Genomic DNA, 13,017 nt, shown 5'->3' with positions numbered 1-13,017 from the left:
ACCGGCACGCACCCCTGGCCGAGTTCGCGGCCATCGCGGCGCGGTACCCCGCGTTCCGCGTCGAGGCGGCGGGCGAGAAGTCGGACCACCGCGGCTGAACGGCCACGGTGGCCATGGTGGTTGCGGCCGTACCGCCAGACCGGTCTCGGCGACCAGGCGGGCCAGCCGGGCCCGCGGCGCGCGGGACTCCGGGACGAACCGCGCGTCTCGGCCTCAGTGCTCCGCGCGCGCGCCGGCGGCGCGGTAGGCGCGCGGCGAGAGACCGATGGCGCGTTTGAAGGCGACGCTGAAGGCGCTCTCGGAGCCGTACCCCACGTCGCGGGCGATCGTGGCGACGGTGTCGTCGCCGCGGCGGATGCGGTCGGCGGCAAGCTCGACCCGCCACGCGGTGAGGTACTCCAGCGGCCCTTGGCCGACCACCTGCTTGAACCGGGCCGCCAGGGTGGAGCGGGAGACCGCCGCGCTGCGGGCCAACTCGGCGACCGTCCAGGGGTGTGCGGGCCGGGCGTGCATCCGCCGCAGGACGGTCGCCACGGTGGGATCGGTCAGGCCGGCCAACCAGCCGGAGGTGTGGCCGGCGTCCCGCGTGAGGTACAGGCGAAGGATCCGCACCAGCATGACGACGGCCAGGTGCTCGGCGACGAGCCTCGCCCCCGCCGCGTCCTGCTGCAGCTCCGCGTCGATCTCGGCGACCGCGCGTCGCACGGTGGCGGCCTCCGGCGTCCCGGCCGCCACCCGGATGACCGGCGGCAGGCCGTCGAGCAGCAGGGCCTGGGCGCGGTCGGTGAAGGAGAACGCTCCGCCGATGAGGAACACCTCGTCGCCCTGGCCGGCGCGGGCCACGCCGTCGACGGCCGCGGTGAACAGGGGCCCCGCCGGCTCGGTCGGCAGGCTCAGGTCGCTGGCCAGGGTGAACGCGACCGGCCGGGTCAGCAGGAAGCAGTCGCCCTCGTGCAGCCGGAGGGGATCGGGCACCCCGTCCACGCGAAGCCAGCAGGCACCGCGGCGTACGACGTTGAACTTCACGCCGGCGGGCGGCTCGAACCGGACGGCCCACGCTCCGCCGGCCGACATACCGGCGGAAAGGTGACTCGTGGCGCCGGTCAGGGAGAGAACGTCCTCCAACGGGTCCACGCACACCCCCTTCGGACGCTGGCGAAACTTTCTCGGACGGCAAACTATAGTTCGTCCAGAACCGTCGGTCGTAGCGTTGCTGTCATGACAGAGAGCACACGCCTGACCACCGAGTTCACCGCCCGCGCCACCGCCGAGGAGGTCATCGACGGCGTCGACCTCACCGGGCGCCGCATGATCGTCACCGGCGGCGCCTCGGGCATCGGTCTGGAGACGGTCCGCGCCCTCGCCCGCGCCGGCGCGGAGGTCACCGTGGCGACCCGTGACCCCGCCCGCGCGGACGACCTGGTGGCCGAGTTCGCCGGACCCGGTCCGGGCACGGTCCGGGCCGCCGCGCTCGACCTGGCCGACCTCGACTCCGTCGACGCCTTCGTCGCCGGGTGGACCGGGCCGTTGCACGCGTTGATCGCGAACGCCGGGATCATGGCGCTACCGGACCGCCAGCTGAGCACGGAAGGCTGGGAACTGCAGCTGGCCACCAACTACCTCGGGCACTTCGCGCTGGCCCGGGGCCTGCACGACAACCTCCGCTCCGCGGGCTCCGCGCGGGTCGTCGTGGTCAGTTCGGGCGCACAGCTGCGCGCCGGTGTCGACTTCGAGGACCCGCACTTCGCCCGCCGCCCGTACGACCCGTGGACCGCGTACAGCCAGTCCAAGACCGCCGACGTCCTGCTGGCCGTCGGTATCGCCCGGCGTTGGGCCGCCGACGGGATCACCGCCAACGCCCTGGCCCCCGGCGTCATCATCACCAACCTGCAACGTCACCTCGGCGCGGACACCCTGCGCACCTTCGGGGTGACGACCGACGAGGCGGGCAACCTGTCGGTGCCGGAGCACTACAAGACCCCGGCCCAGGGCGCCGCCACCACCGTCCTGCCGGCCGCGTCGCCGCTGGTCGAGGGGGTCACCGGCCGCTACTTCGAGGACAACCAGGAGTCGGCGGTGGTCCCCGGCGGTCCGGAACCGATGACCGGGGTGGCCGAGCACGCCGTGGACGTCGCCGCCGCCGACCGGCTCTGGGCGTACGCCGAGCAAGCCCTCGCCTCCCGCCGAGCCTGAGCGCCGCTGCACTGCCGACCCCGGCACACCGGGACCGGCCGGCGGGTGACCGCCGGCCGGTCTTCGTCGCGAGACCCGGGACCGCCGGCTCAGAACCCCCGGGCGAGCCGGTAGTACGCCTGGTTCCAGCGGATCTGCTCGGCGAAGCGGCGCGGGTCCGTGTCGGCGTCGATGACGACCAGCTCGGTGCGGCTCATCTCGGCCAGGTCGTGCAGTTCCTCCACGCCCACCGCCTGCGAGAGCACGGTGTGGTGCGGGGCGCCCGCGGTGATCCACGCCTCGGCGGAGCCGGCCAGGTGCGGGCGGGGGCGCCAGACGGCCCGGGCGACCGGCAGCCGGCGCAGCGGATGGGGCGGCGCCACCACATCCACCTCGTTGGCGACGAGCCGGAACCGCTCCCCCATGTCGGCCAGGCCCAGCACGACCGCGGGACCGTGGGCGGCGTCGAAGACCAGCCGGACCGGGTCCTCCCGCCCACCGATGCTGAGCGGGTGGATCTCGACGGAAGGGGTGCCCGCGGCGATGCTGGGGCAGACCTCGAGCATGTGCGCGCCGAGGACCAGTTCCCGGCCCGGGGTGAGGTCGTAGGTGTAGTCCTCCATGAACGAGGTGCCGCCGTCGACCCCGACCGCCATGGCCTTGAGGGTGTGCACCAGGACCGACGACTTCCAGTCGCCCTCGCCGCCGAAGCCGTAGCCGTCGGCCATCAGGCGTTGCACCGCGATGCCGGGGAGCTGGCGCAGCCCGCCCAGGTCCTCGAAGTTGGTGGTGAAGGCGCGGAAGCCACCGGCGTCGAGGAAGGTCCGCAGGCCGAGTTCCAGCCGGGCGGCGTAGCGCAGCGACTCGTGCCGGTCGCCGCCGGTGCGCAGCTCGGGGACCAGCCGGTAGCTGTCGTCGTACTCCTTGACCAGGTCGTCCACCCGCGCGTCGGTGACCTCGCCGACCACCTGGACGAGGTCGTTGACCCCGTAGGTGTTCACGGAGACCCCGAAGCGCAGCTCCGCCTCCACCTTGTCGCCCTCGGTCACCGCCACGTCGCGCATGTTGTCGCCGAAGCGGGCCAGCCGCAGCGAGCGCATGGCCGACCAGCCGATGGCCGCCCGCGCCCAGGCGCCCACCCGGGACACCACGCGCGGGTCGCTGACGTGCCCGGCGACGGTCTTGCGGGCCACACCGAGGCGGGTCTGGATGAACCCGAACTCCCGGTCGCCGTGCGCGGCCTGGTTGAGGTTCATGAAGTCCATGTCGATCTCGTCCCACGGCAGCAGGACGTTGGCCTGGGTGTGCAGGTGCAGCAGCGGCGTCCGCAGCGCGTCCAGGCCCGCGATCCACATCTTCGCCGGTGAGAAGGTGTGCATCCAGGCGATCACGCCGACGGCCCCGTGGGCGGCGGCGTCCCGGCAGACCCGCAGGATGTCGCCGCTGGTGGTCAGGACCGGCTTCCACACGACCCGGGCGGGGATGCGCGCCGAGCCGTCGAGCGCCGCCGCGATCTGCCGCGACTGGTCGGCCACCTGGCGGAGGGTGTCCTCGCCGTACATGGCCTGGCTGCCGGTCAGGAACCAGATCTCAGGCTCAGCGTGCGATGCCATGGGGTCGCCTCCCGCGAGTTGGTCGGTCACTTGTAGCGGATTCCGATCAGGCGTTGGAGCAGGATGAACGCGAAGAGGAGGCCGCCGATCACGATCTTGGTCCACCACGAGTTGAGGCTGCCGTCGAAGGTGATCAGGGTCTGGATGACCCCGAGGACCAGCACCCCGAGCACGGTGCCGAAGACGTAGCCGGCGCCGCCGGTCAGCACGGTCCCGCCGATGACGACGGCGGCGATGACGTCGAGTTCCATGCCGACGCCGATGAGCGGGGCGCCGGAGAGCGTGTAGAAGGACAGCAGGATCCCGCCGATCGCCGCGCAGAGACCGCTGATGGTGTAGACGGCGATCCGGGTCCGCCCCACGGGCAGCCCCATGAGCAGCGCCGACTGCGAGTTGCCGCCGATGGCGTACACGTTGCGGCCCAGCCGGGTGTAGGCCAGCGTGTACGCGGCGACGGCGACCACGGCGAAGGCGATGAGCACGCTGATCGAGACGAAGTTGCCGCTGGGGTTGCCGATGCGTTGCTGGGACATCCTGGTCCAGAACCCGTCGGTGATCGGGATGGACGAGCCGCTGATGAAGGTGCACATGCCGCGGGCGAAGAACATCCCGGCGAGGGTGACGATGAACGGCTGGATGTCGAAGAAGTGGATCACACAGCCCATCAGGAAGCCGAGCATCGGCCCGATGAGCAGCGCGACGAGCAGCACCAGCGCCGCGGGCAGCCCCTCGCGCAGCAGGAACGCCGACACCATCGCGGTCATCGCGACGACCGAGCCGACGGAGAGGTCGATCCCTCCGGTGAGGATCACGAAGGTCATCCCGACGGCGACGACGAGCAGGAAGCCGTTGTCGATGAAGACGTTGAAGACGACCTGGACGTTCGAGAACGCGCGGTACTGGGACACGCCGACGCCGTACAGGACCAGCAGCAGGGCGAGGGTGGCCAGCACCGGGACGTGCCGCCGGGGCAGCCGCGACCGGGTACGCGCGGCCAGCAGGGAGAGGGTCGTCATGCCGGCACCTGCTCCTTCGGCTGCTCGGTGGCGGGGGTGGGCCCGGCCGCCGGGGCCCGGCGTCGGGTGAAGCGGGCCCGGAAGCCCGGCGCCTGGATGAGGCAGACCGCGATGACCACGACCGCCTTGAACAGCAGCGAGGTCTGGGGCGAGATGTTCATGGCGTACACCGTGGTGGTGAGGGTCTGGATGAGCAGCGCGCCGAGGATGGTGCCGCCGAGGGAGAACCGGCCGCCCGCGAGAGAGGTGCCGCCGATGACCACGGCGAGGATCGCGTCCAGCTCGACCCAGAGGCCCGCCGCGTTGCCGTCGGCGCTGGACACGTTGGCCGTCATCATGAAGCCGGCGACCGCGGCGCAGGCCGCGCTGATCACGTAGACGAGGAACGTGATCCGCGCGGACCGGATGCCGGCCAGGCGGCTGGCCTGGGCGTTGCCACCGACCGACTCGATGATCAGGCCGAGGGCGGTCCGCCGGGTCACCGCGGCGACCAGGAGAGCCGCGGCGAGGGCGAGGAAGATGGCCAGCGGCAGGGTCAGCAGGTGACCGACGCCGATCGCCTTGTACGGGGCCGAGTTGATGGTCAGGATCTGCCCCTCCGTGATCAGCTGGGCGAGGCCCCGACCCGCGACCATGAGGATGAGGGTGGCGATGATCGGCTGGATGCCGATGACCGCGACCAGCACGCCGTTCCAGGCGCCGAGCACGAGGGCCACCCCGAGCCCGAGGGCCAGCGCGGTCAACACCCCACCGATGCTGTTCTGGTCGCGCTGCTGGCTGATGTGGAGGCAGGCGATGGCGCCGCTGATGGCGCAGAGCGAGCCCACCGACAGGTCGATGCCGCCGGTGGCGATCACCAGCGTCATGCCGAGCGCGACCAGGATCAGCGGCGCGCTCAGCCGGAGGATGTCGATCAGGCTGCCGTACAGGTGACCGTCGCGCATCTGCACCGACAGGAAGCCGGGGCGGTAGACGGTGTTGGCGGCCAGCATGCCGACGAGGACGACGACCGGCCAGAAGAGCCGGTGTGTCGTCAACGCCCGGTAGCCGGCCGTTCGGTTGCTCATGACGGCACCCCTTCGTGCCCGGCGCCGGCCGCGATGGTCTGCATGATCCGGTCGGCGTCGATGCTCTGGTCGTTGGTGAGTCGCGCGACCATCTCCCGGTCGCGCATCACGGCGATCGTGTGGCTGAGGCGGAGCACCTCCTCCAGCTCGGCGGAGACGAACAGCACCGCCATGCCGCCGTCGGAGAGCTGCGCGACCAGCCGCTGGATCTCGGTCTTGGCGCCGATGTCGATGCCCCGGGTCGGCTCGTCGAGGATCAGCAGGCGCGGCTCGGTGATGAGCCAGCGCGCGAGCAGGACCTTCTGCTGGTTGCCGCCGGAGAGGTTGCCCACCGGGATGTCCGGGTCGGCCGGCCGGATGCTCAGGGCCTGCACGTACCGTTCGACCAGCTCGTCCTGCCGGCGGCGGGGTACGGGCCGGAGCCAGCCCCGCGCGGCCTGCAGGGCCAGGATGATGTTCTCCCGCACGGACAGCTCGGCGACGATGCCCTCGGCTCGCCGGTTCTCCGAGCAGAAGCCGATGCCGTGGCCGATGGCGGTCACCGGGGTACGCAGCGCCGTGGGTGTGCCGTGCACCCGGACGGTGCCGTGGTCGGCACGGTCGGCGCCGAACAGCAGCCGGGCGACCTCGGTACGGCCCGAGCCGAGCAGCCCGGCGAGGCCGACCACCTCCCCCTCGTGGATGGTGAGGTCGAACCGTGCGACCGCCGAGCGGCGTCCCAGCTCGCGCACCTCCAGCAGCGGTGCGCCCTCCGCCGGCGCGGCGTCGTGCCGGGACTGCTCGTCGAGTCGCTCCAGCACCCGCAGTTCCTTGCCGATCATCTTCTCCACCAGGCCGAGTTGGGGAAGCTCGCTCGTCGGGTACTCGCCGACGAGCTGGCCGTTGCGCAGCACGGTGATCCGGTCGGCGATCTCGTAGACCTGGTCCAGGAAGTGGGTGACGAACAGGATCGCGAGGCCGTCGTCGCGCAGCTGCCGCATGACCCGGAACAGCTGCGCGACCTCGCCCGCGTCGAGGCTGGAGGTGGGTTCGTCGAGGACCAGCACCCGCGCCTCGATGTCGATGGCGCGGGCGATCGCCACCATCTGCTGCACGGCCAGCGAGTAGCTGCCGAGCTGCGCGTTGACGTCGATGTCGAGGTCCAGCCGGGCGAGGAGGGCGCGGGCGCGCCGCCGCATCTCCGCCCACCGCACCGCGCCGAGCCGGCGGGGTTCCCGGCCGATGAAGATGTTCTCCGCCACGGAGAGGTTGGTGCAGAGATTGACCTCCTGGTAGACGGTGCTCACGCCGGCGGCGGTGGCCTGCATCGGGCCGGTGAAGGACACCTGCTCGCCGCCGAGCGTGACCGTGCCGTGGTCGGCGCTGTAGACGCCGGTCAACACCTTGATGAGGGTCGACTTGCCGGCGCCGTTCTCGCCCATGAGGGCGTGCACCTCGCCCGGGAGGAGGCGGAAGTCCACGCCGTCGAGCGCCCGTACCCCCGGGAAGGACTTGCTGATCCCGGTCATTGTCAGCACTGGATGGCTACCCGTCATGCCACCGGGTCCTTTCCTGGTCGATGAGGCGGTGGGCGGTGTGGGCGCGGCGGCCGGGCCCGAGGCCCGGCCGCCGCTTCCGGATGCGGGGTCGCGACCCCCGTGGTCCGGTCAGTACTTGCGGTTGGGCAGTGCTTCCTTCGCCTGCTCCTGGGTGAAGGTGGTCTCCTGGGTCTCGATCCGGGCCGGCACCTCCTCGCCGTTGTGCACCTTCTTGACCAGGTCCATGAGCTGGGGACCGAGCAGCGGGCTGCACTCGGCGATGAAGTTGAACTTTCCGTCGGCGAGGGCCTGCATCCCGTCCTTGACCGCGTCGACGGTGATGATGGTGATGTCCTTGCCGGGCACCTTCCCGGCCGCGGTGATCGCCTCCAGCGCGCCCAGACCCATGTCGTCGTTGTGGGCGAACAGCACGTCGATCTTCGGGTTGGCCTTCAGGAACTGCTCCATCACCTGCTTGCCGCCGGCGCGGGTGAAGTCACCGGACTGGGAAGCGACGATCTTGAGGTTGGGGTTGGCCGCGATCGCCTCGGCGAAGCCCTTCTTCCGGTCGTTCGCCGGCGCCGAGCCGGTCGTGCCCTGCAGCTCGACGATGGTGACCGGGCCGGTGGCGGCCTTCTTCTGCTCCACCAGCCACTCCCCCGCGAGGCGGCCTTCCTTCACGAAGTCCGACCCGAGGAAGGTCTTGTAGAGCGACTTGTCGGCCGAGTCGACGGAGCGGTCGGTGAGGATGACCGGGATCTTGGCGTCCTTGGCCTCCTTGAGCACGGTGTCCCACCCGGACTCCACCACCGGCGAGAAGGCGATCACGTCCACCTTCTGCTGGATGAAGTTGCGGATGGCCTTGATCTGGTTCTCCTGCTTCTGCTGGGCGTCGTCGAACTTGAGGTCGATCCCGGCCTCCGTCGCGGCCTCCTTGATCGAGGTGGTGTTCGCCGTGCGCCAGCCGCTCTCCGCGCCGACCTGGGAGAAGCCGAGCGTGATCTTGCCGTCGTCGCCGCCGCTGCCGCCCGTGTCGCTGTTGCCGCAGGCCGCCACGCCGGTGGCGAGCAGCGCGGCGGCGAGCACCGCGATGACCTTGCGGGACGGCGGGTGTGTCCTCATTCTCTTCACCGCAAATCTCCTCGGGGTAAGCGTTCTGGGAGGCCGCGCGCCCCCGTGGGCGCACGGCCTGCGCTGGTGGTGGTGGGTGGTGCGACGCGGACGGTCCGGGGAACGGCCGCGCGATCGGGGCGGCCCCTCAGGGGCTCGCCGGTGAGGGAGGCCGCTGTCCGTAGGCGTTCTGGTAGCGGTCGTGCAGGGCGTCGACGTCGGCGGCCGCCATCGGCAGCGGCGCGCCGAGCGCCCGGGCCAGGTGCGCCGTGCGGGCGATGTCCTCGCACATGACCGCGGCCTTCACCGCGGCGCGGGCGTCCCGCCCGATGGTGAAGACGCCGTGGTTGCGCATGAGCACCGCCGGCGAGCGGTGCCCGGCGAGGGTCGCCACGATCCCCTTGCCGATGTCCTCGCCGCCGATCAGGGCGAACGGACCGATCGGAATCTCGCCGCCGAACTCGTCGGCCTGGGCGGTGAGGTGGCACGGGATCGACTCGCCGCGGGCCGCCCAGGCGGTCGCGTACCCGCTGTGCGTGTGCACCACCCCGCCCACCTCGGGCAGGGCGCGGTAGACGTAGGCGTGGGCGGCGGTGTCGCTCGACGGCGCGAGGTCGCCCTCGACGACGACGCCGTCGAGGTCGCACACGACCATGTTCTCCGGGGCGAGGTCGTCGTAGTCGACGCCGCTCGGCTTGATCACCATGAGGTTCTGTCCGGGCACCCGGGCCGAGACGTTCCCGGACGTCCACGCGACCAGCCGGTAGCGGGTGAGTTCGGCGTGCAGCCGGGCAATGCTCTCCCGCAGCCGCCGGATCTGCTGACCGGGCTCGGCGCTCATGCGACCACCTCCAGCGGCGTGTCGACCTGTGCCGCCGGTCGTTCGACGGCGGCGTTGCGCAACGCGCGGAGGCGGGACATGACGTCGTTGCCGCCGCGTCCGAAGTGGTCGTGCAGGGTCCGGTACTCGGCGTAGAGCGCGTCGTAGGCCCTCGCCCGCCCGGGATCCGGCCGGTAGGCGTCGCGGTCGACCCGGCCCATCGCCGCCGAGGCCGCGTAGACGTCCGGATAGGCGCCGGCGGCGACCGCCGCGTGGATGGCCGAGCCCAGCGCGGGCCCCTGCGCCGAACCGATGAGGCTCAGCGGCCGGTTGGTGACGTCGCTGTAGATCTGCATGAGCAGCGGGTTGGCCGTCAGGCCGCCGGCCACCACCAGCTCCCGGATCGGCACCCCCGCCTCGACGAACGCCTCGATGATCATGCGGGTGCCGTACGCGGTCGACTCCAGCAACGCCCGGTAGACGTCCGCCGGCCGGGTGGCCAACGTCAGCCCCAGGATGAGACCGCTCAGGTCGTGGTTGACCAGCAGGGAGCGGTTGCCGTTCCACCAGTCCAGCGCGATCAGTCCGTGGGCGCCGACCGGCTGCGCCGCGGCCAGCTCGCAGAGCCGTTCGTGCGAGTCGACACCCGCCGGCGCGGCGTGCGCGACGAACCAGCCGAAGATGTCGCCGACGCCGCTCTGGCCGGCCTCGTAGCCCCAGGCGTCCGGGCTGAGTCCACCCTCGACGACACCGCACATGCCCGGCACCTCGGCCAGCTCGGTGCCGTTGACCACGTGACAGGTCGAGGTGCCCATGATGGCGACGAGGTGGCCGGGCACCAGCGCCCGGGCGGAGGCGGCGGTGACGTGGGCGTCGACGTTGCCGGCCGCGACCGCGATGCCCTCGGGCAGGCCGGTCCACGCGGCGGCCTCGGCGGTGAGCGCGCCGGCCCGGGCGCCCATGGGAAGCAGTGGCCCGTCCAGCTTGGCCACAAAGTCGGCGAACCCCGGGTCGAGCGCCGCCAGGAAGTCGCGGGACGGATAGCGGCCGTCCTGGCGGATGCCCTTGTAGCCGGCCGTGCAGATGTTGCGGGTCTCCACCCCGCAGAGCTGCCAGACGATCCAGTCGGCCGCCTCGACGAACCGCGTGGCGCGACGGTAGATCTCCGGGTCCTCGTCGAGGATCTGCAGGCCCTTGGCGAACTGCCACTCGGCGGAGATCTTCCCGCCGTAGCGGTGGAGCCATGCCTCGCGGCGCTCGTGCGCGAGCGCGTTGATCCGGTCGGCGTGCGGCTGCGCGGCGTGGTGCTTCCACAGCTTCACCCAGGCGTGCGGCCGGCTGCGCAGCTCCGGCACCTCGCAGAGCGGGGTGCCGTCGGCCAGTGCGGGCAGGACGGTGCAGGCGGTGAAGTCGGTCGCGACCCCGATCACGCGGGCCGGGTCGATCCCCGCGGCGGCCACGGCGGCCGGCACCGCGTGCCGCAGCACCTCCCGGTAGTCCTCGGGGTCCTGCAACGCCCAGTCCGGTGGGAGCGGCGTCCCGTCCGGGAGCGTGGACTCGATCACCCCGTGCCGGTACTCGTGGACCGCGGTGCCGAGCTCCGCGCCGTCCCCGACGCGGACCACCAGGGCCCGGCCCGACAGCGTTCCGAAGTCGACCCCGACGACGTACCGGTCCCCCGATCCGGTCACTCCCACCACCTCCGCCTGCCTGTGCCGTGGCTCACATTGTTAGCGCTCACATTGGTGGTGGTCAAGGCGCCGGCGCAACAGTTCGGTAACCGGCAGGGTCGTTGCCGGGAAGCGCGGTTCGGGGCTCTGCCCACGATCCGTCCGGCGTGCGGGCGCGACGGCCTCGGCGGCGAACACCACGGACCGAGCGATCACCAGCCGCGGGAGCTCAAGCCCTGTTAGCGGTCACAGCGTCGGCACAACGGACGTTGGCCCGGCCCACCGCGGCCGGTCAGGCCGGCGGGGCGGCGACGCTGTCGCGGGAGACGAGCCTCGGTGCGATGGTCCGCCGCAGCTCACCGACCACGCCGGACTCGATCTGGGCGAGCAGCAGATCCAGACTGGCCCGGGCCACCGCGACGAAGTCCGGCCGCACCGTCGTCAACGGCGGAATGAAATACGCCGCCTCCGGCACATCATCGAAACCCACCACACTGATCTCCGCCGGCACCCGACGACCATGCTCATGCAACGCCCGCAACACACCCAACGCGAGGTGGTCGTTGGCCGTGAACACCGCCGTCACCTCAGGCATCCGCGCCAACACCTGCCCACACCGGTAACCCGACGCCGCCGACCAGTCCCCCGCCACCAACGGCGGCACCTCAGCACCCGCCACCCGCAGCGCCTCCCGCCACCCCTCAATACGCCCCGCACTGTCAAACCAGTCCGCCGGCCCCGACACATGCCACACCGTCCGGTGACCCGCCTGCAACAGATGCCGCGTCGCCGCCCGCGCCCCCGCCACCTGATCCACCGTCACCAACGGCACCGGCCGACGCGGATCACCATCCACCGTCACCAGCGGAACGTCCTTCGGCAGATGCTCCAACGCCTCACCAGCCGACTCGACAGGAGCGATGACGACAATGCCCGCCACCCGATGCGCCAGATGCCGCTCCACCGCCGCGGAAATCGACACCCGATCCAAATCCCGCACACTACCCACCGTGACCGCGAAACCCACCTCCGCCGCGGTCTGCTCCAACGCCGCCAACAACGACGCCGGCCCATACAACGTCGTGTTCTGCGCCACCACACCAATCACCTGCGACCGACCCGTCACCAACGCCCGAGCCGCCCGATTCGGCCGATACCCCAACTCCACAATCGCCGCCTGCACCCGCAGACGCGTCTGCTCCCGCACATTCGGATGCCCGTTCAACACCCGCGACACCGTCTGATGCGACACCCCCGCAAGCCGAGCCACATCCGTCATCGCGGGACCACGCACGGCACACACCCTCCCCGCCAAGCCCCGACCGCCAAGCCCCCCGGCAGCCCCCGGCACGGCGCCGGGGCCACCCGGCGCGAACGAGCGGCCAGTGTACGCCCCGGCGCGTGCCCTCCCCGGCGAAGCGCCGCCGCGCTCCCGGCCAGGGGCCGGGAGCGCGGCGGCAGCTCAGGGCGGCGTCACACCGCCCTGAGCTGAGGCACGTGTCGCTCAGCCGCAGTTGCCCCAGCTGGACCGACCGGCGCTCTGCCAACTGGTGGCGTACAGGACCTCGCCGCGGTACATCACACACTTGTCGCGGGCGGAACGCTGGATCGCGGCGTAGTACTTGTAGCTGCCGGAGTCGTCGACCCAGGAATCGCCCTCCACCCGGATGCCCGCCGACGCCCCCGTCGTCGAGCCGAGGGCCACCCGCTTGAGGGTGGCGACACAGTTGTAGCCGCTCGCGCTGTTGTACATCAGGTAGACGTCACCCACCCTGGTGCCGTCCGGCGCGGTGATCGACCGGTGGCCGTCACTGGCGTAGGCCCACGAGCCACCGAAGTCGTTGTTGCACGCCTGCGCCGCCGTGAACGGGTTCGCGGCCTGAGCGGGCGTAGCGAGCGTCACCGCCGCGACGGTCGCGGCGAGAATCGAGATGGCCAGTCGTCGCGCTGATCGGCGCACACTTCCTCCAGACAATCCGGCGCGGGAGCCGCGCACACGGGTCGCCATGATCCCACAGTGGATGGTCACCAA

Annotated in this window: 11 protein-coding genes; 1 reads left to right on the top strand and 10 read right to left on the bottom strand. The window is 71.7% G+C overall.

The window, feature by feature from the left end:
• Positions 1–213: 213 nt before the first annotated feature.
• A complete protein-coding gene (locus tag ACQP12_RS16875) occupies positions 214–1,134 on the bottom strand; it encodes an AraC family transcriptional regulator (protein WP_433279996.1) in 921 nt (306 codons plus the stop codon).
• Positions 1,135–1,218: 84 nt separating this feature from the next.
• Here ACQP12_RS16875 and ACQP12_RS16870 point away from each other — a divergent pair, with 84 nt between their 5' ends.
• Positions 1,219–2,193 carry an SDR family NAD(P)-dependent oxidoreductase gene (locus tag ACQP12_RS16870; protein WP_433279994.1) on the top strand — a complete coding sequence of 325 codons (975 nt, stop codon included), beginning with the start codon at positions 1,219–1,221 and terminating at the stop codon, positions 2,191–2,193.
• An 89-nt stretch (positions 2,194–2,282) separates the two neighbouring features.
• Here the strand turns inward: ACQP12_RS16870 and araA are convergent, their stop codons facing one another.
• The 9 genes from araA to ACQP12_RS16825 form a co-directional block, all read right to left on the bottom strand.
• Entirely contained in the window at positions 2,283–3,785 is a 1,503-nt protein-coding gene (araA, locus tag ACQP12_RS16865; RefSeq protein ID WP_433279992.1) for an L-arabinose isomerase, read from the bottom strand.
• 26 nt (positions 3,786–3,811) lie between these two features.
• Positions 3,812–4,801, bottom strand: a complete 990-nt coding sequence (yjfF, locus tag ACQP12_RS16860) for a galactofuranose ABC transporter, permease protein YjfF (protein WP_433279990.1) — start codon at positions 4,799–4,801, stop codon at positions 3,812–3,814.
• On the bottom strand, positions 4,798–5,868 hold the full coding sequence (locus ACQP12_RS16855) for an ABC transporter permease (protein ID WP_433279988.1): 1,071 nt from the start codon (positions 5,866–5,868) through the stop codon (positions 4,798–4,800). The genes yjfF and ACQP12_RS16855 overlap by 4 nt, the downstream gene beginning before the upstream one ends.
• Positions 5,865–7,403, bottom strand: a complete 1,539-nt coding sequence (locus ACQP12_RS16850) for a sugar ABC transporter ATP-binding protein (RefSeq protein ID WP_433279986.1) — start codon at positions 7,401–7,403, stop codon at positions 5,865–5,867. Before ACQP12_RS16850 ends, ACQP12_RS16855 begins: the two co-directional genes overlap by 4 nt.
• A 111-nt stretch (positions 7,404–7,514) precedes the next feature.
• Positions 7,515–8,507 (bottom strand): ABC transporter substrate-binding protein, encoded by a 993-nt coding sequence (locus tag ACQP12_RS16845; RefSeq protein WP_357951233.1) that lies wholly within the window; start codon positions 8,505–8,507, stop codon positions 7,515–7,517.
• A 136-nt stretch (positions 8,508–8,643) separates the two neighbouring features.
• The gene (locus tag ACQP12_RS16840) at positions 8,644–9,336 is read right to left on the bottom strand and encodes an L-ribulose-5-phosphate 4-epimerase (protein WP_433279984.1); all 693 of its coding nucleotides are present in this window, start codon (positions 9,334–9,336) and stop codon (positions 8,644–8,646) included.
• Positions 9,333–11,012 (bottom strand): ribulokinase, encoded by a 1,680-nt coding sequence (araB, locus tag ACQP12_RS16835; RefSeq protein WP_433289301.1) that lies wholly within the window; start codon positions 11,010–11,012, stop codon positions 9,333–9,335. Before araB ends, ACQP12_RS16840 begins: the two co-directional genes overlap by 4 nt.
• Positions 11,013–11,277: 265 nt before the next feature.
• Positions 11,278–12,264, bottom strand: coding sequence for a LacI family DNA-binding transcriptional regulator (locus tag ACQP12_RS16830; RefSeq protein WP_433289299.1), 987 nt, complete (start codon positions 12,262–12,264; stop codon positions 11,278–11,280).
• Between the two features lie 225 nt (positions 12,265–12,489).
• Positions 12,490–12,993, bottom strand: a complete 504-nt coding sequence (locus ACQP12_RS16825) for a hypothetical protein (RefSeq protein WP_433279983.1) — start codon at positions 12,991–12,993, stop codon at positions 12,490–12,492.
• Positions 12,994–13,017: the final 24 nt, after the last annotated feature.

The sequence above is a fragment of the Micromonospora sp. CA-244673 genome (genome assembly GCF_050948395.1).
Taxonomy (GTDB): domain Bacteria; phylum Actinomycetota; class Actinomycetes; order Mycobacteriales; family Micromonosporaceae; genus Micromonospora.
The sequence above is the reverse complement of the archived record's forward strand: the minus strand, read 5'-3'. Positions and strand labels throughout refer to the sequence as shown.